General features: G+C 62.5%; 22 protein-coding genes, 1 pseudogene and 1 riboswitch. Of the genes and pseudogenes, 13 read left to right on the top strand and 10 right to left on the bottom strand.

The window, feature by feature from the left end; all coding sequences use genetic code 11:
• Positions 1-73 precede the first annotated feature (73 nt).
• Positions 74-868 carry an acyl-ACP--UDP-N-acetylglucosamine O-acyltransferase gene (gene lpxA, locus AC57B6_RS26210; RefSeq protein WP_253044835.1) on the bottom strand — a complete coding sequence of 265 codons (795 nt, stop codon included), beginning with the start codon at positions 866-868 and terminating at the stop codon, positions 74-76.
• 447 nt (positions 869-1315) lie between these two features.
• Here lpxA and AC57B6_RS26205 point away from each other — a divergent pair, with 447 nt between their 5' ends.
• From AC57B6_RS26205 to AC57B6_RS26190, 4 genes and pseudogenes are all read left to right on the top strand, one after another.
• Positions 1316-2821: an efflux transporter outer membrane subunit gene (locus AC57B6_RS26205; RefSeq protein ID WP_281663930.1), complete on the top strand. Its 1506-nt coding sequence runs from the start codon at positions 1316-1318 to the stop codon at positions 2819-2821.
• 99 nt (positions 2822-2920) lie between these two features.
• On the top strand, positions 2921-4072 hold the full coding sequence (locus AC57B6_RS26200) for an efflux RND transporter periplasmic adaptor subunit (protein WP_046573056.1): 1152 nt from the start codon (positions 2921-2923) through the stop codon (positions 4070-4072).
• A gap of 12 nt (positions 4073-4084) precedes the next feature.
• On the top strand, positions 4085-7138 hold the full coding sequence (locus AC57B6_RS26195; protein ID WP_496422393.1) for an efflux RND transporter permease subunit: 3054 nt from the start codon (positions 4085-4087) through the stop codon (positions 7136-7138).
• An 8-nt stretch (positions 7139-7146) separates the two neighbouring features.
• Positions 7147-7263, top strand: a pseudogene (locus AC57B6_RS26190) (DUF296 domain-containing protein); the annotation flags it as partial.
• 74 nt (positions 7264-7337) lie between these two features.
• Here AC57B6_RS26190 and AC57B6_RS26185 read toward each other — a convergent pair.
• On the bottom strand, positions 7338-8141 hold the full coding sequence (locus AC57B6_RS26185) for a lipid II flippase Amj family protein (RefSeq protein WP_046571404.1): 804 nt from the start codon (positions 8139-8141) through the stop codon (positions 7338-7340).
• A 115-nt stretch (positions 8142-8256) separates the two neighbouring features.
• On the opposite strand from AC57B6_RS26185, the gene AC57B6_RS26180 reads away from it, so the two are divergent.
• On the top strand, positions 8257-9558 hold the full coding sequence (locus tag AC57B6_RS26180) for a UDP-N-acetylglucosamine 1-carboxyvinyltransferase (RefSeq protein ID WP_046571408.1): 1302 nt from the start codon (positions 8257-8259) through the stop codon (positions 9556-9558).
• A 402-nt stretch (positions 9559-9960) separates the two neighbouring features.
• Positions 9961-10209 carry a DUF1488 family protein gene (locus AC57B6_RS26175; protein WP_028193964.1) on the top strand — a complete coding sequence of 83 codons (249 nt, stop codon included), beginning with the start codon at positions 9961-9963 and terminating at the stop codon, positions 10207-10209.
• Between the two features lie 140 nt (positions 10210-10349).
• Here AC57B6_RS26175 and AC57B6_RS26170 read toward each other — a convergent pair whose 3' ends face one another.
• From AC57B6_RS26170 to psrA, 3 genes are all read right to left on the bottom strand, one after another.
• Positions 10350-11033 carry an MgtC/SapB family protein gene (locus tag AC57B6_RS26170; RefSeq protein ID WP_028193965.1) on the bottom strand — a complete coding sequence of 228 codons (684 nt, stop codon included), beginning with the start codon at positions 11031-11033 and terminating at the stop codon, positions 10350-10352.
• A gap of 101 nt (positions 11034-11134) precedes the next feature.
• Positions 11135-12439: an MFS transporter gene (locus AC57B6_RS26165; protein WP_454807804.1), complete on the bottom strand. Its 1305-nt coding sequence runs from the start codon at positions 12437-12439 to the stop codon at positions 11135-11137.
• Positions 12440-12623: 184 nt separating this feature from the next.
• Positions 12624-13715, bottom strand: coding sequence for an iron-containing alcohol dehydrogenase PsrA (gene psrA, locus AC57B6_RS26160; RefSeq protein ID WP_496422392.1), 1092 nt, complete (start codon positions 13713-13715; stop codon positions 12624-12626).
• A 101-nt stretch (positions 13716-13816) separates the two neighbouring features.
• Between psrA and AC57B6_RS26155 the strand changes: the two genes are divergently transcribed.
• Complete coding sequence (locus tag AC57B6_RS26155) at positions 13817-14710, top strand: LysR substrate-binding domain-containing protein (protein ID WP_106352971.1); 894 nt, start codon at positions 13817-13819, stop codon at positions 14708-14710.
• Positions 14711-14746: 36 nt separating this feature from the next.
• Here AC57B6_RS26155 and AC57B6_RS26150 read toward each other — a convergent pair whose 3' ends face one another.
• A complete protein-coding gene (locus AC57B6_RS26150) occupies positions 14747-15109 on the bottom strand; it encodes a translation initiation factor Sui1 (protein ID WP_028193968.1) in 363 nt (120 codons plus the stop codon).
• A gap of 144 nt (positions 15110-15253) precedes the next feature.
• Positions 15254-15358, top strand: a riboswitch (SAM-I-IV-variant riboswitch).
• 44 nt (positions 15359-15402) lie between these two features.
• On the opposite strand from AC57B6_RS26150, the gene AC57B6_RS26145 reads away from it, so the two are divergent.
• Together AC57B6_RS26145 and AC57B6_RS26140 are read left to right on the top strand one after the other, a co-directional pair.
• Positions 15403-15792, top strand: coding sequence for a hypothetical protein (locus tag AC57B6_RS26145; RefSeq protein ID WP_496422391.1), 390 nt, complete (start codon positions 15403-15405; stop codon positions 15790-15792).
• Positions 15793-15817: 25 nt separating this feature from the next.
• The gene (locus AC57B6_RS26140; RefSeq protein WP_496422390.1) at positions 15818-16906 is read left to right on the top strand and encodes a helix-turn-helix domain-containing protein; all 1089 of its coding nucleotides are present in this window, start codon (positions 15818-15820) and stop codon (positions 16904-16906) included.
• Between the two features lie 175 nt (positions 16907-17081).
• Here AC57B6_RS26140 and AC57B6_RS26135 read toward each other — a convergent pair whose 3' ends face one another.
• Together AC57B6_RS26135 and AC57B6_RS26130 are read right to left on the bottom strand one after the other, a co-directional pair.
• Positions 17082-17987 (bottom strand): NAD(P)-dependent oxidoreductase, encoded by a 906-nt coding sequence (locus AC57B6_RS26135; RefSeq protein WP_046571417.1) that lies wholly within the window; start codon positions 17985-17987, stop codon positions 17082-17084.
• A gap of 270 nt (positions 17988-18257) precedes the next feature.
• Positions 18258-18884, bottom strand: a complete 627-nt coding sequence (locus tag AC57B6_RS26130) for a GntR family transcriptional regulator (RefSeq protein WP_051743170.1) — start codon at positions 18882-18884, stop codon at positions 18258-18260.
• A 62-nt stretch (positions 18885-18946) separates the two neighbouring features.
• On the opposite strand from AC57B6_RS26130, the gene AC57B6_RS26125 reads away from it, so the two are divergent.
• Positions 18947-20104 carry a pyridoxal phosphate-dependent aminotransferase gene (locus tag AC57B6_RS26125; protein WP_496422389.1) on the top strand — a complete coding sequence of 386 codons (1158 nt, stop codon included), beginning with the start codon at positions 18947-18949 and terminating at the stop codon, positions 20102-20104.
• A gap of 101 nt (positions 20105-20205) precedes the next feature.
• On the opposite strand, the gene AC57B6_RS26120 is transcribed toward AC57B6_RS26125, so the two are convergent.
• Complete coding sequence (locus AC57B6_RS26120; protein WP_178370326.1) at positions 20206-21138, bottom strand: AraC family transcriptional regulator; 933 nt, start codon at positions 21136-21138, stop codon at positions 20206-20208.
• A 120-nt stretch (positions 21139-21258) separates the two neighbouring features.
• On the opposite strand from AC57B6_RS26120, the gene AC57B6_RS26115 reads away from it, so the two are divergent.
• Both AC57B6_RS26115 and AC57B6_RS26110 read left to right on the top strand, forming a co-directional pair.
• Positions 21259-22008, top strand: a complete 750-nt coding sequence (locus AC57B6_RS26115; protein ID WP_030098982.1) for an SDR family oxidoreductase — start codon at positions 21259-21261, stop codon at positions 22006-22008.
• 98 nt (positions 22009-22106) lie between these two features.
• Positions 22107-22865, top strand: a complete 759-nt coding sequence (locus AC57B6_RS26110; protein ID WP_496422388.1) for an SDR family oxidoreductase — start codon at positions 22107-22109, stop codon at positions 22863-22865.
• 107 nt (positions 22866-22972) lie between these two features.
• On the opposite strand, the gene AC57B6_RS26105 is transcribed toward AC57B6_RS26110, so the two are convergent.
• Positions 22973-23335: a hypothetical protein gene (locus AC57B6_RS26105; protein WP_496422387.1), complete on the bottom strand. Its 363-nt coding sequence runs from the start codon at positions 23333-23335 to the stop codon at positions 22973-22975.
• 213 nt (positions 23336-23548) lie between these two features.
• Between AC57B6_RS26105 and AC57B6_RS26100 the strand changes: the two genes are divergently transcribed.
• Positions 23549-24775, top strand: a complete 1227-nt coding sequence (locus AC57B6_RS26100) for a hypothetical protein (protein ID WP_030098985.1) — start codon at positions 23549-23551, stop codon at positions 24773-24775.
• Positions 24776-24780 lie beyond the last annotated feature (5 nt).

The following is a 24780-nucleotide window of genomic DNA, read 5'->3' as shown; positions in this document are numbered from 1 at the left end:
ACCAGGCTCACGCTTTCTGTCGTCGGGCGACAATTCTCCCGACGACATAGCCCGCGTATTGCCGCACAGGACCTTATCGAATCAAACCGCGAGTCGAGCGAGTCAGAAACTCGTAAAACGGCTGGACTTCGGCGTGAGCAGAGGCGATCTCCGCGATCTCCGGCTTCGCTTCATCAAGCGTCTTGCCGCTCCGGTACAGCAGCTTGTAGGCCTGTCGAATGGCCTGTATTGCCTCTTTGCTGAAACCCCGGCGTTGCAGCCCCGTGGTGTTCACACCAACGGGCGAAGCGTGATTGCCCTGGGCAATCACGAACGGCGGTACGTCCTGGGCGATGCCCGAACAGCCCCCCACCATGACGTGCGCGCCGATGATGCAGAACTGATGAACCGCAACCATCCCGCCAATAATTACGTAGTCGTCCAGAATTACGTGACCGCCTAGCGTTGCATTGTTTGCCAGAATGCAATGGTTGCTCACGATGCAATCGTGGGCAACATGAGCGTTGACCATCAGAAGATTGTCGTTTCCAACCCGGGTAACGCCGCCGCCCTGGACCGTGCCGCGATGGATCGTGACGCTCTCCCGGATTCTGTTCCGATCGCCTATTTCCACCAGCGTCGGCTCGCCGGCGTACTTCAGGTCCTGGTTGTCCTCTCCAATCGTGGCGAACGGGTAGACGGTGTTGTCCCGGCCAATGCGGGTATGGCCGCTTACGACAACGTGCGACTTCAGTACGGTGCCTTCACCAATCTCGACATCGCCGCCGACGCAGCAATAAGGACCAATGCGAACGCCGGCACCAATCACAGCGCCCTCTTCAATCACCGCGGTCGGATGGATGACAGCCGTTTTATCGATCACAAACATAACCTCTCAGGAATGCCACTTTCGTGGCCGTGCAATTCAGATCCGATGCCGGAGCAGTGAGCTCCCATTCATTTCTGCGATCGATTATATGGGTCTTTATTGGCGCTTGCCGATCGGCCACCGGAACGCCTTATCGCGCCGCGCGAACAGGAATGTGAACGACTTTGCCAGCGTCTCGATCCACTTCGCGGGTTCCGTATTCCGCCGGCCCTCAGGGCCCCTTCCTTACAGATGGCTGTCTGAAAGCTCGTCGAGCGGACTGACTACGTGATCTCGTGCATCCCGCGCGTCACGTGCTCCAATCGGCCATGCTAGGCTACGCGTAGATTTCTTGCCGCATGGTATAAATTCCGCCGTCCGGACAAGAAACATCGAAGTTCGGGTGGTCCGCATAATCCCATCCGCTCCCCTCGCTTAAGCTGAACGCAGGCGATATAAGGTGGATCGATGATCGACGTGAACCAGCGTATTGTCGGGCGGCGGCGCCTGTACGTCGTGCTTTGCGGCTGCGCCGCGATGACGGGCTGCATGGTCGGTCCCAACTACCGCACGCCTGCCGCACCCGCTACGGACACGTACACCGCCACGCCGCTGCCCGGGCAGACGGCCTCTTCGCCGGGGGCTGCCGGCTTGCCCCAGCGCTTTGTGCCGGGCGAGGACATTCCCGCGGCCTGGTGGGCGCTCTTTCATTGCGAGCCGCTCGATACCCTGATCCGCCAGGCCATCGTCAACAGCCCGAACATCGCCGCGGCGCAAGCCGCCTTGCGGCAGGCGCGCGAAAACTTCAAGGCGCAAGCCGGCGGCACTCTCCTGCCCAGCGTCGACGCGCAACTCGGCGCCACGCGCGAAAAACTGAACGGCATTGCGTTCGGCCAGCCTGGCGTGGTCGACGAGTTCAATCTCTATAACGCGTCGGTGAATGTGTCGTACAAGCTCGACGTGTTCGGCGGCGCGCGGCGCGAACTCGAAGCGTTGCGCGCACAAATCGATTACCAGGATTTCCAGTTGCAGGCCGCCTATCTCGCGATGTCCGCCAACATTGTGACCGCGGCCGTCAAGGAAGCATCGCTGCGCGCCCAGATCGACGCAACCGAGCGGATCGCCACGGAAGAAGACGAGCAACTCGGCGTACTCGGCAAACAGTTCGAACTAGGCGGCGTGGGCCGTACCGCCGTACTCGCGCAACAGACCCTGCTGGCGCAAACCCGCGCCACGCTGCCGCCGCTGCAACAGCAACTCGACCAGGTCCGTCATCAGCTCGCCGTGCTGGCAGGCAAACTACCCAGCGACGCCGGATTGCCCGAATTCAGGCTCGAGATGTTCTCGTTGCCCGAATCGCTGCCCGTCAGCCTGCCGTCGGCACTGGTGCGGCAACGGCCCGACATTCTCGCCGCCGACGCGTTGCTGCATCAGGCCAGCGCGCAAGTCGGCGTGGCGACCGCGGCGATGTATCCGCAGATCACGCTGTCCGCGAGCTACGGCGCGGAGGCCCTGACGCCGGCGCAGGTGTTCAAGGCCGGCAGCACGATCTGGAGCCTGGGCGCGGGCCTGCTGCAACCGGTCTTCCACGGCGGCCAATTGAGTGCGCAGAAGCGCGCGGCCGAAGCAGCGTACGAACAGGCCGACGCGCAATATCGCGAAACGGTGCTGCTGGCGTTCCAGAACGTCGCGGACTCGCTGCGCGCGCTTGATCACGACGCGACCGGCTTGAAAGCGCAGACGGACGCCTGGCGCTCCGCCAGCGATTCGCTGGATCTCACGCGCGGGCAGTACCGCGTCGGCGGCGTGAGCTATCTGTCGCTGCTCGACGCGCAACGCCAGTATCAGCAAACGGTGGTCAGTCTCGCGCAGGCCCAGGCATCCCGCTACGCCGACACGGCGGCCCTCTTCCAGGCGCTCGGTGGCGGCTGGTGGAACGAGCCGGTGCCGGCCACCGCCGCAACAACGCATTGACGTAATCCGGCGGAACATTCGCCGCACCGCTACTCGCAATACACGCAGTAAGAAACGAACCGTCCGGCGCTTCGCCTCATGCCGTGCAAGGACACAACGATGACCGAAAGAAAACCGATGACAAAGCGGATGGTGATCATGCTGATCTGTGTCGGCCTGCTGCTGGCCGCGCTCGTCGGCTTCAACCAGTTCCGCTCGTACATGATCGGCAAGTTCATGGCGAGCAACGCGGCGCCGCCCTCCACCGTCTCGGCGATCGTCGCCGGCTATCAATCGTGGCAACCGCAGCTTGCCGCGGTCGGGAGTCTGCGCGCCGTGCGCGGTGTCGACGTCACCACCGAAGTCGCGGGCCTCGTACGCGAGGTGGCGTTCCGCTCGGGGCAGGAAGCGAAAGCCGGGCAAGTTCTGGTCCGCCTCAATGCCGACAGCGACGTCGCGCTGCTCCAGTCATTGCAGGCCGCGGCCGAACTCGCGCAGACGGTCTACACGCGCGACAAGGCGCAATACGACATCAAGGCGATTGCCAAGGCGCAGCTCGACGCGGACGCCGCCGACCTCAAGGGCAAGAAGGCGCAGGTCGCGCAACAGGCTGCGCTGGTCGACAAGAAGACGATCCGCGCGCCGTTTGCGGGACGCCTCGGCATTACCACCATCAATCCAGGGCAGTACCTCAATCCAGGCGACGCGATCGTCACGCTGCAAGCGATCGATCCGATCTACGCCGATTTCTATCTGCCGCAGCAACAGCTCGGCCAGCTCGCAATCGGCCAGACTATCGTGGTCGATACCAATGCGTATAGCGGGCAAACCTTCACGGGCAAGATTCAGTCGATGAACCCGCGGGTCGACAGCGCCACGCGCAACATCCAGATCGAAGCCACCGTGGACAATCGTGAGCGCAAGCTGTTGCCGGGCATGTACGCAAACGTCAAGATCGACGCGGGCACCGCGCAGCGCTATCTGACGCTGCCGCAAACGGCCATCACCTACAACCCCTACGGCGCGACCGTGTTCATCGTCAAGCAGGGCGCGCAACCCAACGCGCAGGGCAACGCGCTTCCTGTCGCACAGCAGGTGTTCGTCACGCCGGGTCCGACGCGCGGCGATCAGGTTGCGATTCTTAAAGGTGTCGAGGCCGGCATGCAGGTCGTGACGAGCGGACAGCTCAAGCTCAAGAACGGCACGCCGCTCATCATCAACAACAGCGTGCAGCCGGCGGACAATCCGAATCCGGCGCCCCAGGAACAATAGAGAGACCGTGCGATGACATTCACCGATCTCTTTATCCGGCGGCCCGTGCTTGCGTCGGTCGTCAGCCTGCTGATCCTCGTACTCGGACTGCGCTCGCTCGCCGCCCTGAAAGTCAGCCAGTATCCGCAGACCGAAAACGCCGTCGTCACGATCAGCACCGCTTACTATGGCGCGAATGCCGACACCATCGCCGGGTTCATCACGCAGCCGCTCGAAGCCGCGATCGCCCAGGCGCAGGGCATCGACTACCTGTCCTCGACCAGCACCACCGGCGTGTCGACCATTACCGCGACGCTGCGCCTGAACTACGACTCGAACCGCGCGCTTACCGAGATCAACACGCAAATCCAGTCGGTGCGCAACCAGTTGCCGCCGCAGGCGCAGCAGCCGGTGCTGACGGTGCAAGTCGGGCAGACCACCGACGCGATGTACATGGGTTTTTACAGCGACGTGCTGCCGAGCAATAACGTCACGGATTACCTGCTGCGTGTGGTCAAGCCCAAGCTCGATTCGGTTGAAGGTGTGCAGACCGCCGAAATTCTCGGCGGCCGTCAGTTCGCGTTGCGCGCCTGGCTCGATTCGACGCGGCTCGCTGCTCATGGCGTGACGGCGAGCGACGTCTTCACGGCGCTCGGCAACAATAACTACCTCGCGACACTCGGCACGACGAAAGGGCAGATGGTTAGCGTCGACCTGAACGCGGGCACCGATCTGCACACCGTCGACGACTTCAAGCAGCTCGTCATCAAACAGAAGAACGGCGCGATCGTGCGCCTTGAAGATGTCGCGAACGTCGTGCTCGGCGCCGACAGCTATGACTTCAACGTCGCGTTCAGCGGCAAACGTTCGGTGTTCATCGGCATCAAGGTCGCGCCGGACGCCAACATTCTCGATGTGGCCAAGCGCGTGAAGGCCATTTTTCCCGGCATGCAGAAACAGTTCCCGACCGGCATGACGGGGGATATCGTTTATGACGCGACCGACTTCGTCAACACGGCGATTTACGAAGTCATCAAGACACTGGTCGAGGCATTGCTGATCGTCACCGTGGTGATTTTCCTATTCCTCGGCAGCTTGCGCGCGGTCATCATCCCGCTGATCGCGATGCCCTTGTCGCTGATCGGCACGTTCTTCGTGATGCAGCTACTCGGCTATTCGATCAATCTGCTCACTCTGCTCGCGCTCGTGCTCGCGATCGGGCTCGTCGTGGACGACGCGATCATCGTCGTCGAAAACGTCGACCGTCACATGATGGAGGAAGGCAAGACGCCGCTTGAAGCTGCGCTGATCGCCGCGCGCGAACTCGGCGGCCCGATTCTCGCGATGACCGTCGTGCTGATCGCCGTGTATGTGCCGATCGGTTTTCAGGGCGGCCTGACGGGCGCCCTCTTCACCGAGTTCGCCTTCTCGCTCGCCGGCGCGGTGACGGTGTCCGGCGTGATCGCGCTGACCTTGTCGCCGATGATGTGCTCGCGCTTCTTCCGCGCGGAGCAGGAGTCAGGGCGCTTCGCACGCTTCGTCAATCGCCAGTTCGAACGCGTTCATCGTGGCTACGGCCGTTTGTTGCACGCGACGCTCGACACCTGGCCCGTGTTTATCGTAATGGGCGCGATGCTGCTCGCCGGTACGGTCTATCTGTTCATGACGTCGAAATCGGAACTCGCGCCGCAGGAAGATCAAGGAATTGTCCTATCGCAGATCCAGGGGCCGCCGAACGCGACCATTCAGCAAATGCAGACGTACGCCGACCAGGTATTCAACATCTCCAAAGCGTTGCCCGAATACTCGCAGATGTTCCAGCTTACCGGCGCGCCGACGCTGAATCAGGGCATTGGCGGCGTGCTGTTCAAGACATGGGACCAGCGCAGCAAGGGCGCAACCGCTTTACAGCAGGAATTGCAGCAGAAATGGAATCAGATTGCCGGGGCGCGCGTCGCGGCGTTCCAGTTTCCGCCGTTGCCGGGCTCACAGGGCTTGCCGGTACAGTTCGTCATCAGCACGACCGAGCCTTTCGAGAACCTCAATGAAATATCGCAAGCCGTTCTGCAAAAAGCCCGTGCGAGCGGAATGTTCTTCTTTGTCGACAGCGATCTCAAGCTCGACAAGCCGGAAGCGACACTCGTTGTCGACCGCGACAAGGTCGCCTCGCTCGGGCTTTCGCAGAGCGACGTCGGGCAAGCGCTCGGTTCGGCGCTCGGCGGCGGCTACGTCAACTACTTCTCGATTGCCGGGCGCTCGTATAAGGTGATTCCGCAGGTCTTGCAGACCGACCGCCTGAACCCGTCGCAGGTGCTCGACTACTATCTGCGCACGCCGGACGGCAGTGTCATTCCGGCCTCGACGATTGCGCATATCGAACACAACGTCGTGCCGGAATCCATCAACCACTTCCAGCAGCTCAACTCCGCGACAATCTCAGGCGTGACCGTGCCGGGCGTGTCGCAGGGCGAAGTGCTTGCTTTTCTGCGCAAGGCGACTGCGGAAGCCGCTCCGTCGGGATATTCGGCAGATTACTCCGGGCTATCGCGGCAATTCGTGCAGGAGTCCGGCGGTTTCGTCATCACGCTGCTGTTCGCGACGATCATCGTGTTCCTCGCGCTCGCGGCACAATTCGAAAATTTCCGTGACCCGATCGTGATCCTGGTGTCGGTGCCGATGGCGCTGTTCGGCGCGCTCACCTTCATCAACGTCGGCCTGACGACGCTGAACATCTACACGCAGGTCGGGCTCGTCACGCTGATGGGGCTCGTCAGCAAGCACGGCATCCTGATCGTGCAGTTCGCCAACGAACTGCAACACGCCGGCAAATCGAAGCGCGAAGCCCTCGAAGAAGCGGCGGGTGTGCGGCTGCGCCCGATTCTGATGACGACGGCGGCGATGGTGCTGGGCGTCGTGCCGCTGGTGATTGCCTCGGGTGCGGGCGCGGCGGGCCGCAACGCGATGGGGCTGGTGATCTTCACGGGCCTGTCGATCGGCACCCTCTTCACGTTGTTCGTGGTGCCCGCGATGTATATGTTCCTCGCCGCCGATCATCATCGGGAAGCGGGTGTGCCGGAGGCGAGCTGAATCACGCGATGCCGGCCGATCCTCTACGCCTCTCTACCGGCGACGATCTGCGTGCCGCCCTCGAAGACGTCCTGCGCCAGCTCGGCGTGCTGGCGGCCTTCGTGATTCAGGGCATTGGCAGCCTGTACGGGAATTCGCGTTGGCGCAGCTCGGCCCGGGTGTCGTGTTGCCATGACGGCAAATACCACTGCGCGCCGCGCTAGATCAACTCCGCAACGCGAACGATGAGAAATGCCGCCGGCACCAACACCGCCTGCGCGCATAGCGTTCCGAGAACGCGCGCCCCGACAAGCGTGGTGATCGCTCGCCGGAAGCTGTTTTCCGAAACGCGGCCTTCAATCACGTCGTCCGTCATGACTGAAACTTGCGGGTCGATGACAACCGCCAGGACAACAGTCGCAAAACCGTTGATCACCGACGACAGATTCGCACAGGTCACACGCAATTCCGGTTTCAGATATCCCGCATAGAGCGACGCAAAAACGCCGACCGTCCAGATTGCCATGGCGAAAACGTTCAGGCCGATGACTTTCCAGGAGACGCCGGCGCCGGTTGCGAGTTGGGTGACGTTGTGCCGGGACGGGAACCGCGCGCCGTCCCGGATATAGTTGACGCCGCCGCGGCTGAAGATATGGAGCAGCAAACGCGGCACCGAGCGATTGACCTGGAAATGCTCGACCGCCCGGCTGAAATAACGCTGAAAGGTGGGAATCAGGCACGCTCCCACTACGCTCGCCACGGTGGCGGACAGCAGGAAAAGGCGAAAGTCGCCCAGCAGGCCACCTTCCATGTGACGGGCAATATCAAGCTCTACCCGCTTCGCTATGAAGGGCCCCTGAAAGGAATTCGCCGTTCGGGAGACGAGCGCGATAATGCCGAATAGAGAAAACGACACGGCTATCCGGCGTGTACGAACGCCGGCGATCCGCACCGCATATGCCAGTGTCGCGATCACATGAATGACGAAAGTAAGCCCACAGATGATCCAAAGCTGAGTGTCCATGCTGTCGCGGCGAGTTGGGCGAGCACATAGTCTACCGGAGGGCATTCACCAGCACACACAGTCGCTCAATGGCATGATATCGCCCTCACGTCCTCACTTTCGAACCCTCCCGAACATGTCCAACCTGATCGTCCACGGCGGCGTGCCGTTACGCGGCGAAATCACGCCATCCGCAAACAAGAACGCTGTTCTGCCGATCCTTTGCGCCACGCTGCTCACCGATCAACCGGTGCGGCTGATCGGCGTGCCGGAGATCACCGACGTCAAGAAAATTCTAGAGATCTTCCGTACACTCGGCAGCGAGGTGTCGGTGAATTTCTCAACCGGCATTCTCGACCTGCATCACCATGCAACCGCCTTCGATCCGGCAACACACAAGCTGCCCGAAGAGATGCGCTCGTCGATCATGCTGGTCCCGCCCCTGCTCGCGCGCTTCGGCGTGGCGCGGCTGGAGAGCGACGTAAAAGGCTGTACGCTCGGCGTGCGCGAGATCGACCCGCACGTCGAGGTGTTCGAGCGGTTTGGCGCCCATCTCACGCGCACCGACGATTCTCTGATCGTGCGTAACGACCGGCGCATGGTTGCGAACGATCACTGGCTGGACTACGCATCGGTCACGACCACCGAGAACTTTGCGCTGTGCGCGGCGGCCGCGCAAGGCACGTCGACCCTCGTCAACGCGGCATCGGAACCTCACGTACAGGAGTTCTGCCGCTTTCTTGCCATGCTTGGCGTGGGCATCGAAGGTATCGGCACGTCGCGGCTCAGCGTAACGGGCGGCGGGCGGCTCGGCGGCGGCGAGTTCCGCTTCAGCGAGGATTTTCACGAGATCGCCACCTTTCTTGCGCTCGGCGCGATTACCGGTGGCGACATCGCGGTGAAGAATTCCGCACCCGAACAATTCCCGCTGATCGACCGGACATTCGCGAAGTTCGGCGTCAACGTCGAGCATCGTAACGGTTGGTCGCGTGCGTTAAGCGACGGCCCGCTGCACGTGCGCCGCCCGTTCACACAGAATATCCTCACCAAGGTCGAAGCGGCGCCGTGGCCTTATTTGCCGGTCGACCTGCTGCCAATCTTTGTCGCGCTTGGCGTAAAAGCCGAAGGCAGTGCGATGTTCTGGAACAAGGTCTACGACGGTGCAATGGGCTGGACCAGCGAGTTGTCGAAGTTCGGCGCGCATGTGTTCCTGTCCGATCCGCACCGGCTGATCACGTTCGGCGGCTTGACACTGAGTCCGGCGCGCGTCGAGAGCCCCTACATCATTCGTGTGGCGATTGCATTGCTGATGGTCGCGGCCAGCATCGAAGGACGCTCCGAGATCATGAATGCGCTGCCGATCCGGCGCGCGCATCCGCGTTTCGTCGAAAACCTGCGCTCGGTGGGCGCTAATGTCGAGTGGACCAGCAGCGAGTGAGTTAAGGAGGGAGCGTCAGGCGGGCGGGTTAACACCAACCGCACGGGCGCAGTGCCATCGAGGCGGAAATCCAGCGGACCGGATCGTTGGCCTGCAAACCTGACCGCCCTCGCGTACGGGCAAATAAAGACGTCGGCGCCAGCCAAAGGGTATACAGTGGGGCGGTCGGTCGCCAATGCGCGGCCTCCTGTTTCGGGGCTCCAACATGCGATCACCACTCCCACGCACTTCGGCTGCAGTGAGCAGCGAGAGCGAGTACGCGATCGAACGCAGGACGCGTGCTCATGTCCTCGACACAGCGGATGCTTTGAGAGCAGAGAAGAGACGCGTCACTTACGCCACGATCGACTCCAGCGCCAGCAAGTGGCGCTACTCGGCCGTGTGCGAGAAAGGCTGATCGCCGTGCTTCAATTCCCCAACCCCAGCCGTAGCTATGATGCCTCCCGGCATTGCGTATGTTTCTGGGGATACGACGACTCGCGCGAAATCACCTTCATGGTCGACGATGCGATGCTCAGAAACCTGCAGCCCGACGTGGGCTCCGACGAGCGGTCGGTGCTGGGCGCCTTCGACAAGTCGCGCGAAAAGGTTCTCGAAATCGCCAGGAAGCAGTACGTCAGCGGTCCACAGAATCGATATTTGATTTCGTGAGCGACATGAGCGACGGCCGCGTCGCAAGGCTGCGTTGCCCGGCAACGTGTCGCTTGAAGAAGGGAGTGCCGACGCATACACCCCCGCTCCGGCCGAGCCCAACGCACTGACGGCCTGAGGTTGTCGCAGGATCACGCCTGTCAGTGCACTTCGATCTCCTCGACCTCGCGCACGCCGATCAATTCGCTGAGCATGTTGCGGTAAGCGACGAATTCGTCCGCGGACATGCGTGACAGCGAAATCGTCACGAGGTCCCGCTGTTCGTCGCTGTCCTCGTGAACGCTGATGTGCTTGAGCCGGGGGCCGTCCTCGCCGAACAGGCGGCACAGCACCGGCAGCGTGATCGCGCCCCGATCCACCTGAAGGCGCAGCGCCCGGCGCAGTTTGCCTTTCGTGCGCAACTGGCGCGCTACCGGCTTGACCCAGGTGAGCGTCGTCAGAATGATCACCGTGGCCGCTAGCGCCAGCACGTAAAGTCCGCCGCCCGCCGCGAGCCCGATGCCCGCGACGGCCCAGACACTCGCTGCCGTTGTCAGCCCTCGCACCACTTCGCCACGCAGCAGGATTGCGCCGGCGCCGAGAAAGCCGATTCCCGACACCACTTGTGCGGCTACACGCGATGGATCGAGCGCGACGTTCGGCATCGAGCGGGTGTCCTCGAAGCCGAACGCCGAGACGATCATCACGAGCGCGGACGCCACGCACACCAGCATGTGCGTGCGCAAGCCAGCCGGAAACGCAAACCGCTCCCGCTCGAAACCGATTACGCCGCCCAGCACCGCGGCAAAGAGCAGCCTTGCGATCAGTTCGATATTGCCCGGCATCGCATCCTCCTCGTTAGCTTTTTTTGTCGGCCCGATAGCGTCGGCCGTTGACTGCTGCGACTGAAACTGGATTCATCTCGCGTCCTGTGCAGGTCGGATGTTCAGAACGTGCGCCGCATGAAGTAAGTGCAAACCGAGCTGAGCAGACCGACACATACGATGTAGAGCGCGATCCACCACGGCTGCAGGTTGCCGTAGTGCAGAAGCGCCGTTGCGACGAGCGGCGTGATCGAACTGGAGACAATGCCCGAGAGCTGGTACACGATCGAGATGCCGCTATAGCGCACCCGCGTGTCGAACAGTTCGCAAAAGAGCGCGGCCTCGGGTCCGTAGACGAACGCGTAGATCACACCGAGCACGATCACGATGGTCGCGGTTACGGCGGCGAGACTGGTCGAGTAATGAAAGACCGCAAAGGCCGGCCATGCGCTCAGGCCGCAGGCCAGCGCGCCCCAGCCGAACACCTTGCGGCGGCCGATCCGGTCCGACAGGCGCGAGGCGATCGGAATCATGAACATCAGCACCAGCGCTGCAAGCGTCACGGCCACGAGAATCGCCGACTTCGCATAGTGGTGGATGCCGATCAGATAGCTCAGCGCGAACACCGCGTAGATGTTGAAAATGACCCCGTCGATATAGCGCGCACCCCAGCCCAACAGGACATTGCCACGGTAATCGGTGAATACTTCGCGCGCCGGTACTTTCGCGACCGCATGCGTGTCGCGAATCTTCGCGAACGCGGGCGTCTCGACGATGCGCAAGCGGATAAACATGCCCACGGCGACGAGCAGGATGCTGGCCATGAAAGCGGCCCGCCAGCCCCATTGCAGGAAGGCGTCGGGCGTGAGCCAGGTGGTCAGTGCGGCCACCACGCCGCTGCTCAGACACAGACCGATTGCGAGCCCGATCTGCGGATATGACGCGTACAGGCCGCGCTGTTTGCGAGGCGCGTACTCGAAAGCCATCAGCACCGCGCCGCCCCATTCGCCGCCCAGCCCAATGCCCTGCAGCAGGCGCAACAGGAGCAGGCAGGCCGGCGCCCAGACGCCGATCGACGCATAGGTTGGCAGCACGCCGATCAGAAACGTGGACACGCCCATGATGGAAAGCGTGAGCACCAGCAATGGCTTGCGTCCGAAGCGATCACCGAAATGGCCGAAGATCACTCCGCCGAGCGGCCGGGTGACAAAGCCGACCGCGTACACCGTATAGGCCAGCATGGTGGAAACGAAAGCGTTTCCGGTCGGGAAGAAAAGCCTGTCGAATACGAGCCCGGTAATCGTGCCGTAGAGGAAAAAGTCGTACCACTCGACAGTCGTGCCGATCAGACTGGCCAAGGCAACCGACTTCACAGACCTGGCGTCGACGCTTACCGCGCCGCCTCCTGCAATTTCCACTGCTTCCATTGCTTGTCTCCTGATAGTTGCCGGGCCGGTGACGTCGCCTGACGTCCGCTGCCTCGGCACATGCCTGCCGTTCATGCGGCTTTTGTTGTGCTGCAAGATACGCCGGTGCCAGACCGGATGATTCTTTCCCTCCTCACTCACCGTATGGTGATGCTGCTCCCGTTGACTCGCCGCTGCCAGAACGTCAGGCCGCGGCAGCGATGAAATTGCGTCCGCGTGGGCCGCTCAAGGCGTGCGCGATCATCCGGTCCGATTCCTCGGCGCTCACGCCATAGCTCGAAAACGAGGTACGCACGCCGAGTGCTTCGAGAAAACCGGTCAGGTAATCGCGCGCATCGGTCAGCGGACACGGAAAGACTTTCGCGAGCACGGCATCGCACGACGCGTTCTTGCCCAGCGCGAGATCCAGCACCATGGGCAGCGTGAATGAACAGGCGATGCCATGGGGCAAGCCGTGATGGATCGTCATCTCATACGAAATGGAATGCGCCAGTGCGGTCTTCGTGTTCGAGAACGCGAGCCCGGCTTTGAGCGCGGCGAGCGAAGCGCGCTCGCGTAGCGTCCGGTCCTGCAGATTGGCGACGAGAAGCGGCAGCGTAGCCAGCATGTCGCGCGCGGCGGACACGGCGAATTCGTCGGAAATCGGATTGGCATTGACGTTCCAGATGGCTTCTAGCGCATGCGACAGCGCATCGAGGCCGCTCTGCACCGTGACCGGGTGCGGCAGCGACAGCGTGAGATCCGGATCGACGATCGCGGCTTCCGGCCACGTCTGCGGAAGTTGCAGCGAATACTTGCGTTGCTTGATCGTGCGATCCCAGATCGTCGCCCACGGCGTCACTTCGCTGCCGGTGCCCGCGGTAGTCGGCACCGTGATCAGCGATTTCACGCGCGGCGGCGTGAACGGCTTGCCCGTGTCGAGCAAGGCCAGCAGTTCGTCGAACTCATTGCTTTGCGTTCCGACCATCAGCGTTTTGGCCGTGTCGAGCACGCTGCCGCCGCCGATCGCGACCACCACGGGGCAGTTCTCGTGCCTGCGCCAGAAGTCGCGGTACATGCCGGCGATATGGGTGACGTCCGGGTTCGGTTGCACGTCGTCGATCACCGCGACCACGCTGTCGCCACACAACTCGCGCACACGTTGCACGAGCCCGAGCTGCGCCGCCTCGGCGAAAGTCACGACCACCGCGCGGCGGCCGTTGAGAATGTCGGGCAGCCGCTCGATACAACCGGGGCCGAAATTCACCTCTACTGGATTCCAGAAAACACCGTTCATCGTCTCCCCTCGTTTGGTGGGTGTTCGTTACGGATGAATTATGGAAAACATCGATGTATAGTAAAAATACAAATTTTTCGATCGATGTATTGAGCCAACCTATGCGACTTACTCAATTGCGCTCGTTCTACGCCGTCGGCAAGCACGGCAGCGTGACGGGCGCCGCCCGTGCGCTGCACGTCAGCCAGCCCACCGTCACCACCCAGGTGCGGGATCTGGAGGAGAGTTACGGGGTGGAGTTGTTCCACCGCAGCGGCCGGCGGATCATGCTGAGCGCGGCTGGGGAGACGCTGTTCGCGATTGCGCAGCGGATGTTCGGCAACGAACAGGAGGCCATCGACTTTCTGAAGGAATCTGCCGGTCTGAGCACCGGGATCATCCGCGTGGGCGCGGTCGGGCCACTCCACGCCATGGAAATCGTCGCGGCGTTCCATCTGCGCTATCCGGGATTACGCGTGTCGATCCGGCTCGGCAACTCGGAGGAAACCGTGCGCGGCCTGTTGTCGTATGAAACGGACGTCGCGGTGCTGGCGCAATACGGCGCCAACCCTCTGCTCCATTACGTGCCCTATCGGCAACACCCGCTGGTCATCATCGTGCCGGCGGCACATCGGCTGGCGCGCCGGCGCAGCGTCCGTCTGGAAGAACTGCGCGACGAAGCGATGATCATGCGCGAACCGGGCTCCACGACCCGCAAGGCGCTCGAAGACGCGCTACGTCAGCACGGCATCGCGCCGAACTTCTCGCTGGAAGTGGGCAGCCGCGAGGCCGTACGCGAAGCGGTCATACTCGGACTCGGCATAGCCGCGGTGTCGGAGCGCGAACACGTCGACGATTCGCGGCTGCGCAAGCTGACGATCCACGGCGAGCAGGTGGTGACCCACGCGCATGTCGCCTGCCTCGCCGAGCGCAAAACCGCGCGGCTCGTGCAGGCGTTCCTCGAGGTGGTCAATCAGGTACTGATCGAAAAAGACGCCGAGGGCGCCCTGCGCTAGACGCGATAGCGGCCAATGAAGCGGCCAATGAAACGGCTAGCCTCCGGCCCGCTTCGCGCTGTGGCCGTGCTTCTTCAACGCTTCGACGACCCGGTCGCAATGATCGCCCTGCACTTCGATCACACCGTCCTTGACCGTTCCGCCGGAACCGCAGGCGGTGCGCAACTGCTTGCCTAGCAACGCGAGAGCCAGAGGGTCCAGCGCCAGCCCTTTAACGATCGTCACGCTCTTGCCGCCGCGGCCCTTGGTCTCGCGACTCACGCGCACTACGCCGTCGCCCGCGGCTTGTGCTTTCGCAACCGTTTTGCAGATGCATTCCGCGAGCGCCTGCCTGCATTCGGGACACATCCGGCCGCCGTCAGTGGAATAGACAAGGCCGCCTTTTGAACTGCTCTTCATGATTGGCTTATTGAAAGACACGAAAGGTCAGGAACCGCAACGAGTTTAGCAAATGCGACTGAGCCGCTTCTTGCCCGCTGCGGTATCGAACGCCAAGGAGCGCGCGCGGCCAATTGGCTGATTTGCGCACTTTTGCTATCATGTGCCCTGCATCCAGAGTCGGACGAGTCCGACGCCAACCTGCCTTCCCGGGCAAGGTGGAAGCCTTAAGGGCGATGCGGCCGATTGACGGCAACGAAGCGGGAGCGGCATAGCTTGCACCGGTTCGAACCAACTTACTTTCCGGAGCTTGCATGCGCGAAGATCTCTTCCCACTACCCGCGGTCGACCACGCAGAAAACTGGTCGCGCCATCTGCCGGGTTTCCAGCTCACCCACGTCATCCGTCTCGTCTCCATTGCAAGCATGGAGGTGGTGTCGCGCGTCGCCGCACATCTGAAAGACCAACAGGTTTGCGTCAGCAGTTTCGTGGTGCTGCGAAGCGGCAATATCCTGGATCAGAAGATCGTTTTAGACGGCATCGGCGAGCGGCAGACGCAATTGCTGCGCGAGAAGCTGCTGGCTCTCGACGGTGTATTGCGGATTCGCCTGGAACACCTGTTTGTTCGGCCGGATCCCGGCAAGGCGGTAAAAAACGATCGGCAGTCCGATCGAGCCACGCGCGAACTAGCGTATCCATGCTAGACGAAAATCAGCAACGAGCGCCGCATTGAACAACGATCCGCTGCATACTGCCCCGTCGCCTGACCGCTTGTTGTTGCCGGAGCCGCCAACGCTTGCTGCCGGCATCGTGCACAGTACGTTTAGCGTTCAAGGCGACGCCAGTCAAAGTTTTCTGGCCTGGCAGGAGCGGATGAGTCCTGTCTACGACATCCGGCCTTCCACGAGGCACGCTGAGGATACGTTCGCGGCCTCGCTGTCTCGCTACACGATCGACAATCTGAGCTTCTTCGACTTCCGCACCGGGCCGAACGTGGCTGTGCGGTCGCTAGGCCGGGTGTCGACCGAAAGCATTCGCGACATCAGCTTCAGCGTGTTTCTTGAAGGTCTGCCGGCGCAGTTCCTGGGCGGCAAGGCGCGCCGCGACGCGCCGCACACAGCGCACGTAGCGCACGCGCCGCAAGTGCCCAGTATCCTCGCACTGGACATGGATCAGCCGTGCACCATCCAGAGTTTTCATGGCCGGCTACTGCTCCTGTTCGTGCCGCGCGCCCTGGTGGAAAGATCGTTTCCGGATGCCGCCTCGCTGCACGGCCGCTCGATTCACGCCACCACACCGCTGACACGCATGCTGATCGACCATCTGGTGGCGCTGAAGCGACAAATCGTCGGACTGAGCAAGGAGGAAGCGCATCGGTCCTTCGTCACTGCGATAGAACTGCTCGCCGCAGCGTTCGGCCGTGAAGCGGGTCTTTCCGGCAATGGCCGCGCCGCCGTGCGTGCGGCTGTTTATGGACAGGTTCGACGGTATGTCGAAGCCAATCTGCACGATCCGGCGCTGTCACCCGACAGCGTGTTGGCGTCGCTGCATCTATCGCGCGCCAGCGTGTATCGCCTCTTTGAACACGAAGGCGGCCTCGCCGCTTATATCCGCCGCCGCAGGCTGCGCATGGCGGCCGATGAACTGGTGCGCTTTCCGCATCTGGAAGTCCAGGACATTGCCGCGGGGCTGGGTTTCAACGATGCGTCGAGTTTCACGCGTGCATTCCGGCGCGCGTTCGACATCGCGCCAAGTGAATTGCACGCGTACGCGCCCTTGCTCCAGCGCGGGCAAACAACACAGGAGCGTTTCAGATAGCTGTGCACCGGCGGATAGCGCATGCCAGATCGGATCGCGGTTGATCCTGCTCTTGTGCATCATGCGTTGAGCGCCGCGATAGCGGATCGCAGCAGCGCATAACGTACAGCCCGGTACGGCATGGCCGGCCGTGATTCAAACCGGCCATGCCAGGCCTGACGTTCGCGCCCATCAACTAGGCTCGACCCTCTGTGCTGCCGGCGTTTTTCCTCGCCTCGGTGCGCGCTTCGATTGCGTGCACGACGGCCGCCATATCGGCCTGACCGTGACCCAGCTCGACGGTCTCGGTATAGAGGTCAAAGCAGACATCCAGTAGCGGCGACGCGAGATTCGCATTGCGCGCCGCTTCGGCCGCGAGCCGGTTGTTCTTCAGCACGTCGAGGATCGACGCCTGCACCGTGAAATCCTCGTTCACGAGCTTGTCGACCTTCACGCGCGAAACGTTGCTCGCCATCGGACCCGCGTCGAGCACGGCCTGGAATTGCTTCATATCGAGTCCATAGCGCCGCGCCAGATGCGACGCCTCGGCAATCGCGGTCACCATCGGAATCAGAAACGTGTTGACCGACAGCTTCATCAGAAGTCCGGTCGGCACCGCCCCACAGACCACGGTTTCATGGCACATCGGCTTGAGGAGCGGACGCACTTCTTCCACGGCTGCGGGCTCGCCCGCCAGCATCGCCACCAGTTGCCCCGCTTCGGCCGGCTTGCGCGAACCCGAAACAGGTGCTTCGACATAGCGCCCTCCCGCCGCACGGATGTCGGCTTCGAGTCCACGCGAATAGTCGGCCGAGGTCGTTCCCATGTGCACGATCGTGTGCCGCGCGACGTTCGCCGCGAAGTCCGCGGTATGGCGGCCGAGCACCGCGTCGAGCGCCGTATCCGTCGCCATCATCAGGATCACGATGCGGGCTTGCCGGAACACGTCGCCGGCACTCTCCGCAACCTGCGCGCCCGCGTCGCGCAACGCAGTGCAACGTTCCGGCGTGCGGTTCCACACGATCAGTCCGATACCCGCGCGGGCGAGGTTGAGCGCCATGGGTTGTCCCATCACGCCAAGGCCGATGAATCCTGTTTTCATGCGTGTCTCCGTTTCTTATCCATGGCTTGTGGCCACGGTTGGGTGGATCGGTGCGCCCGCGGATGCAGCGCGCAGGCACGACAGCAGGGTGGCCGCTCTGGCGACCTACCTTGTGGCGCGCTCTCCGGACGGTGTCGATCGAGCCGGGCGACGCTCAGTCTATCTAAATCGTCATCATCATGACTGCCGTCGGGGCATTCGATCTGGTTACGTTCTGCGAAACGACAACGGGCGCGAACCGGCCCGGCTAGCTCGAACCCGCTCGCCGCCTCACCCTTGCCGGGCTTCGCGCAGCGCGTCCTGCATCACCACGCCGGCTGCCTCGATATGCGCTTTCGTCAGGCGCTTCGCGGTGCGCCGGTCATGGGCAAGCACGGCATCGAGGATCGCATGATGCTCCGCAAGCGAGATGCGCTGGTAGCGTTCCAGTTGCCAGACGAGCCGCAGATACCGGTCGGTCTTCCTCCAGATTGCTTCCAGCGTCTCCAGCAGATGCCGCTTGCCGCACGGCTGATAGATAGCCCGATGAAATGCCCAGTTGTCGATCGACCAGTGCTCGACCTCGTGCGCATTCTCGTCGTGCTCGAGGATCGCACGGACCGCGGCTTCGTCGTCCGCGCCGAATGCGTCGATAGCGGAGTCGAGTGCCAGCAGCTCGAGCGCGATCCGCATTTCCGTCAACTCGACCGCTTCGAGCCTAGTCATCGCGGAGACGAACGCGCCCCGGTTCGGCACGATCGTGACAAACCCGCTGGCCTGCAACTGCACGAACGCCTCCCGCACCGGAATGTGGCTGGTGCCGAATTCCTTCGCAATCAGATCCTGCCGCAACTGCGTCCCCGGCACCAGGGTGCCGTCCGCGATGCGCTCGCGCAGGCGATCGGCGAGTGAAGTCAAAGAGAGCTTGCCATCTGCAGATTTTTTCACTTTAATATATTAAAACCATATTGGAGGTCCGCGTGACGGTATCTCGCCTAAGAAATATCCCTGGTATTGGAGTCGACCGGATCGGCGACGCCGCGGATTGCCTGCGCGACCCGGACATTCTACGGCTTGAAAATCTCGATACCGACCTGCGGCCGCCGGCGCAGGCGCTGGCCAGTACCCACGAGGCCATCGACGACGACGCGGCCAACAGCTACCTGCCCTTTACCGGCCAGGCTGCCTTGCGCGCGGCGGCGGCCAGCCGGGTCGGCCGCGCCGCGGGCATCGCATATGACCCGGCGAGCGAATGCATCGTCTCCGCCGGCGGTCTGGCGGGGATTTTCAATGTGCTGCTGTCGATCCTCGAGCCGGGCGACGAGGTCGTGCTGACGGATCCCACCTACGCCGGCCTGATCAACCGCGTGCATCTGGCCGCGGGTGTGCCGAGATTCGCGCGGCTGCAAGCTGGTGCCGACGGCTGGCGGCTCGACCTCGACAGTCTTGCCGCGGCGATCGGGCCGCGCACGAAAGCGCTGCTGATCATGTCGCCTTCAATGCCGGGCGGCTACGTCGCATCGCGGGATGAATGGCTCGCGATAGCGGCACATTGCGAGCGCCATGGCATCTGGCTGGTTTATGACGCAGCAATGGAGCGCATCCTGTTCGACGGGCGCGAGGTCATTCATCCCGCCGGTCTGCCCGGCATGCGTGAACGCACCATCACTATCGGCGCGGTTTCGAAGGAGTACCGGATGATCGGCTGGCGCGTCGGCTGGATCGTCGGACCCGCGTCGATCATGAACGACGTACGTCTCGTGAGCCTCTCGAACGTGGTGTGCCAGGTTGGAATCGCGATGCCCGGCGCCACCGCAGCGCTGACGGCAACCGACGACGGCGTGGCCGCAGCGGTCGCGGAATGGGAGCGCCGTCGCGACTTCCTGATGAACGCGCTTGCTGACCTGCCGGTGATCCGTCCGCATGGCGGCTGGTCGATGCTTATCGACACCCGCAAGCTGGGTCTTGAGCCGCCCGACGCGTCGAAGCTGCTGCTCGAACGCGGCAAGGTCGCCGCTACCCCGATGACGAATTGGGGACCCGGGGCGGACCGCTATCTGCGTTTCGTTTTCTCCAACGAATCCGTTGCGCGCCTGCATGACATTCGCGAGCGCGTACGCCGGTCGTGGCAGACGTGAGGCGGTCGGATAAAGCCGAATAGGGCGGCGCGTGCGCCAGTCACCTATTAATCTGCATTCCACATCATTCGCACAATTGAAGTCTCGCCGCACGGAGCCGTTCATTGATACGGCCCAGGCAGCCCGGCCGCGGCCGCCTGCTCCTCGCGCGCATACTGCGTGGGCGGACGGCCGACGTGCCGCGTGAAGGCAACGCTGAAGGTACTGGCGGAGCTGTAGCCGACGCGTTGCGCAATCTCGGCGACCCGGCCTTCGTTACGGCGCAGCAGGTTCTTCGCGAGCGCCATGCGCCACGCGAGCAGGTACTCCATCGGCGCGACGCCCACCGCGCGGCTGAAGCGTTCGAAAAAGGTCGAGCGGGAAAGCGCGGCCTCCTTCGCGAGTTCAGCCACCGTCCACGGGTGCGTCGGGCGTTCGTGCATTCCGCGGATCGCGACCGCGAGACGGCTGTCGGATAGCCCCCGGACCAGACCCGGCGACGCATCCGTTCCCGCCATCGACCGCAGCGCCTCGATAAGCAGCACTTCGAGCAGCCGTGACAACACGACCTCGCGCGCCGGCCGCTGTTCCCGTGATTCCTCCCGTACGAGCTCCACGAGCGTGGCGAGCCGCTTTTCGCCGCGAACATGCACGAATCGCGGCAGCAACGAGACCAGCAGGTATGCGTCCGGCGAACCAAAGCTGCAGTGACCCGCCAACATGCGCGCGTCGATCGGGCTGTCCGGGGCGCCAATTCTGAATTCGCCGTTGCCCAGCGCGACGGGCAACGCTGTCTCGATCCCCGGCGGTGGCGGCTCGAGGCTCGACATCGAGACGCCGTAGGCCGCCGGAATCAGGACGAAATCACCCGAGAGGAGTTCGATCGGCTCGTGCCCGTCAATCGCGATGCGGCAGCCGCCCTCGAGAATCGCGCAATAAAGCGGCTGGCCGGCATCCGAGCGGCTGATGCGCCACGGGCTAGCGCCGAGAACGAGTTTGGAGAACCGGGCACCCGGCTGCAGCAGCATCACGACTTCGGCCAACGGATCGATCATCGCCGGACTCCTGCAAATGAAATTCGGATTTTTGATTGTAGCAAGTACGGCAGCGGCGCTCTATCGTATGGGCACATCCTCACTACCCCGGCAATCCTTTTGCCGGTAACCGGAGTTCCCATGAAAACCGTACTGATCACCGGCTGCTCTTCCGGATTCGGCCTCGAGACCGCCCGCTTCTTCCTCGCTCGCGACTGGCAGGTTGTGGCCACGATGCGCACGCCGCGCACCGATCTGCTGCCACGCTCCGAGCGCCTGCGCGTGCTGGCGCTCGACGTCACGAATCCGCAAAGCATTCGCGCGGCCGTCGAGGCCGCGGGCTCCATCGACGTCCTCGTCAACAACGCGGGCTTCGGTGCGGCGGCCCCGGCCGAACTGGTCCCGCTCGCGACTGTGCGCGAACTCTTCGAGACCAATACCTTCGGCACGATCGCCGTGACGCAAGCCGTCTTGCCGCAGTTCCGGCAGCGCAAGGCCGGCGTCATCGTCAACGTAACGTCGAGTGTGACGCTCAAGGCGCTGCCGCTGCTCGCCGCGTACCGCGCGAGCAAGGTGGCCGTGAACGCGTTCACCGAATCGATGGCGCTGGAACTCGCACCGTTCGGCGTACGGACGCACCTGGTGCTGCCGGGCCGCGCGCCCGACACCCGTTTTGGCGAAAACGCGCGCGCCCATATCCACGGCTTCGATCACGAAGCGTATGCCGGCCTCGCCCAGGACGTTGTTGCGAGGATGGGCGATACCTCTGCCCCGATCACGCATGCACAGGACGTCGCCGAAGCCGTGTGGCGCGCGGCGACCGACCCGTCGTCGCCGCTGCGCATTCCCGCCGGTGCCGACGCCGAGGCATGGGCAGCCGAGGTTCGCTGACCGAGCCGTGCCATTGCCCTGAACTGAAATCGGCAATGGCTTCCGCGCGCGATAGCGCAATACCGCAATACCGCAGGGAATACCACAAGGAGATTGTCATGCAGGACAAACCCGTCGCCCTGGTCACCGGCGCCAATCAGGGAATCGGTCTTCAGATTGCCAAGGATCTCGCGGCACACGGCTTCACTGTACTGGTCGGCTCGCGCAATCTCGAACGCGGCGAGGCTGCGGCTCAGGAGGTTGGACCGAACGCCCACGCACTTCAACTCGACGTGACGGATCAGGCCTCGATCACAGCCGCGGCCGGACGCGTGAGCAAGGAGTTTGGCCGCCTCGACGTGCTCATCCAGAATGCGGCCATTTCGAATACGGGCAAACTGCCCGGCCAGTCCGTCGAAGACTATGTCAAGAAGACCCGCCCGAGCAACGTGTCGCTCGATGAAATGCGCGTCGTATGGGACACCAATGTGTTCGGCGTTCTTGCCGTCTATCAGGCGATGCTGCCGGTCTTGCGCACGACGCCCGGCGCGCGCATCGTCAACGTGTCGAGTGGCGTCGGCTCGCTAACGGCGAACTCGGACCCGGCCTTCGCCTATCGCGCGATCTTCGGCCCCGTCTATCCGGCCTCGAAGACAGCTCTTAACGCTTTGACCGTAGCCATGGCGATTGAACTCGAGCCGGAGGGCATCAAGGTCAATGCTGTTTCCCCCGGCTTCACCCGAACGAACCTCAATGGATATGCCGGCACGGAGCCCGTCGAGGCAGGCGCTCGCGAAGCGGTGCGCGTCGCGCTGCTCGGCCCGGACGGCCCCACCGGGACCTTTACGCGCTGGGAGAACGAAACAATTCCGTGGTGAGGCAGCCTGCAATGCAGGTTCCGTGGCAACGGCCGGCAAGAAGCCTGCGATTCGTGGATCGCGGGGGCTTGCGCCGGCACTGACAGTGACGTCATCCCCCTCGTTGCCTACCTGCGCTGCATAGTTTGGGCGACAGTGGGCACGGGGGAGCGGCGATTCAACGAGCAGTTGGCCGCCAGACAGCAGGCCCCGATCAATAAGGCAACCAGCACCGCAATCACGAGTTGATAGGTCAGGATGGTTGTGAGCGCATGGGTATGGGCAAGCCATACCAGCCAGCCGAGTGGACCGAGTGCTGCGCCCAATGCAGCTACCCCGAGCAGGCCGAGGATGACTCTCATGGCAATGTCCTCTTCAGGATTTCGAACGGATACCGCACAGCGGATTATCTGCCAGAAGATCATCGCAAACAGCGAAATGCAGCAAGCATGCAGCCATCCACTACCGGCCTTGCAAACTAGAAAACCCATGAGGCTCCACGCCACTCGTTGACGCTTGCCCGCTTACCGTCGGTTAGCCGATTCGGCGATTACATGCACGGCAGGCCCCGGCAACTTTCTCGATGCGAGCGAACAGACGGACACACTGCAGCGGATTTCTCTAGAGTTGACGAATCGTCGGTCAATCCTGACTTACGACGCCGCGCTGGCCGTTCAGCGTTAGCTCAACCTAAGGAAAAACAAATGCGTACGTCTCTTCATAAGGAAATCTCGCCCCGTTTCAATGAACCGGCCGACCTGAAGCCGGCCGCCAACAGTGCGCCCTTGACGCTCAAACACATCATTCAGCCCGAAGAGATACGGGACAATCTGCCCGCCGGTCAAGGCGGCGTCGGATTTCTGTTTCACGCGACGGACTGGGATACGCTTTCATTTTCTTTCCATAATGTGAAACCCCGCCAGGCGTCGTTCGAAGAGGAACTTTGGAATGCGAAGCCTTTTATTGCATCGCCTATCTATTCGGGCTCACAGCTCATAGGGGCCAATATTGCATGTCCGGTTCCTCTCGAGTTGTGGCTTGGGAGCCCACGCGGTATCAAGCGATTTCGGGAGACGCAATTTTTTCCTGCGCTGGAACTGGCAAGACAAGCGGGCTTGAACATGGTGGCGATGGGCGCCTCCACGCCCTATGCCTGCAACTATGGCGCGCTCCCCCGCCATACAAAGCCGCCTCATATCACCACCGGACATGCCGCCACCGCAGCGATGCTGAAAGACTGGGCGGTCCACTGCTGCAATGAACTTGCGCTCGAATTCGGCAAGACGAAGCTCGCGCTATTCGGCGCTGCCGGACGGCTCGGCATTACCGCGGCTAAATACCTACTCTATAAAGATGCACCGAAGGAGCTTGTTCTGATCGATTTGCCGGACAAGGTCAACCTGCTGACGGAACAGGCCAAGGAGCTGATGGCCGCGGATCTGTCGGGACGGGTGCGGGTTTCGGTGCACACATTCAGTCAGGACACTCCGTTGCCACAGTTCGATGGTGCAATTCTCGTCAGCAGCACCAGCGTGCCCTACCTTACGGCCTCCGACCTCAAGCGGGCGCAGTTCTGGATTGACGACTCACACCCCCGGGCGGCAAGCACCGAGGCTGAACTCGCATCACGCGCCCACACGTTATATATTGAGTGCTTCGCCCGTGGCCCGGCCGGACTCAACACCCTGTTCCCGTTCAGACTGCCGTCCACCCGCGATTGCTATACCTGTTTTGCCGAAGGCTACGCGGCCTGGCAGGAAGGCATCGCTTCCGATTTCATCATCGGCAGTCCTCCTGTGTGGTCTGTTTCATATACTCACGGTCTTCTGAAGAAGTACGGGTTTTCGGTCGGACCTTTTCACGGTAAAGACGGTTCGACGATCGCCCCGAATAGCCAACTTCGTGGCAAACATGAGTTGATAGGGTCGTGAACGTG

The organism is Paraburkholderia sp. BGA-UO-ETr-F12 (assembly GCF_059567945.1).
The sequence above is the reverse complement of the archived record's forward strand: the minus strand, read 5'-3'. Positions and strand labels throughout refer to the sequence as shown.

Coding starts and splice junctions, on each gene's coding strand:
- lpxA (WP_253044835.1), bottom strand. CDS start 868: ATGTTTGTGATCGATAAAACGGCTGTCATCCATCCGACCGCGGTGATT.
- AC57B6_RS26205 (WP_281663930.1), top strand. CDS start 1,316: ATGATCGACGTGAACCAGCGTATTGTCGGGCGGCGGCGCCTGTACGTC.
- AC57B6_RS26200 (WP_046573056.1), top strand. CDS start 2,921: ATGACCGAAAGAAAACCGATGACAAAGCGGATGGTGATCATGCTGATC.
- AC57B6_RS26195 (WP_496422393.1), top strand. CDS start 4,085: ATGACATTCACCGATCTCTTTATCCGGCGGCCCGTGCTTGCGTCGGTC.
- AC57B6_RS26185 (WP_046571404.1), bottom strand. CDS start 8,141: ATGGACACTCAGCTTTGGATCATCTGTGGGCTTACTTTCGTCATTCAT.
- AC57B6_RS26180 (WP_046571408.1), top strand. CDS start 8,257: ATGTCCAACCTGATCGTCCACGGCGGCGTGCCGTTACGCGGCGAAATC.
- AC57B6_RS26170 (WP_028193965.1), bottom strand. CDS start 11,033: ATGCCGGGCAATATCGAACTGATCGCAAGGCTGCTCTTTGCCGCGGTG.
- AC57B6_RS26165 (WP_454807804.1), bottom strand. CDS start 12,439: ATGGAAGCAGTGGAAATTGCAGGAGGCGGCGCGGTAAGCGTCGACGCC.
- psrA (WP_496422392.1), bottom strand. CDS start 13,715: ATGAACGGTGTTTTCTGGAATCCAGTAGAGGTGAATTTCGGCCCCGGT.
- AC57B6_RS26155 (WP_106352971.1), top strand. CDS start 13,817: ATGCGACTTACTCAATTGCGCTCGTTCTACGCCGTCGGCAAGCACGGC.
- AC57B6_RS26150 (WP_028193968.1), bottom strand. CDS start 15,109: ATGAAGAGCAGTTCAAAAGGCGGCCTTGTCTATTCCACTGACGGCGGC.
- AC57B6_RS26145 (WP_496422391.1), top strand. CDS start 15,403: ATGCGCGAAGATCTCTTCCCACTACCCGCGGTCGACCACGCAGAAAAC.
- AC57B6_RS26135 (WP_046571417.1), bottom strand. CDS start 17,987: ATGAAAACAGGATTCATCGGCCTTGGCGTGATGGGACAACCCATGGCG.
- AC57B6_RS26120 (WP_178370326.1), bottom strand. CDS start 21,138: ATGATCGATCCGTTGGCCGAAGTCGTGATGCTGCTGCAGCCGGGTGCC.
- AC57B6_RS26115 (WP_030098982.1), top strand. CDS start 21,259: ATGAAAACCGTACTGATCACCGGCTGCTCTTCCGGATTCGGCCTCGAG.
- AC57B6_RS26110 (WP_496422388.1), top strand. CDS start 22,107: ATGCAGGACAAACCCGTCGCCCTGGTCACCGGCGCCAATCAGGGAATC.
- AC57B6_RS26105 (WP_496422387.1), bottom strand. CDS start 23,335: ATGGGTTTTCTAGTTTGCAAGGCCGGTAGTGGATGGCTGCATGCTTGC.
- AC57B6_RS26100 (WP_030098985.1), top strand. CDS start 23,549: ATGCGTACGTCTCTTCATAAGGAAATCTCGCCCCGTTTCAATGAACCG.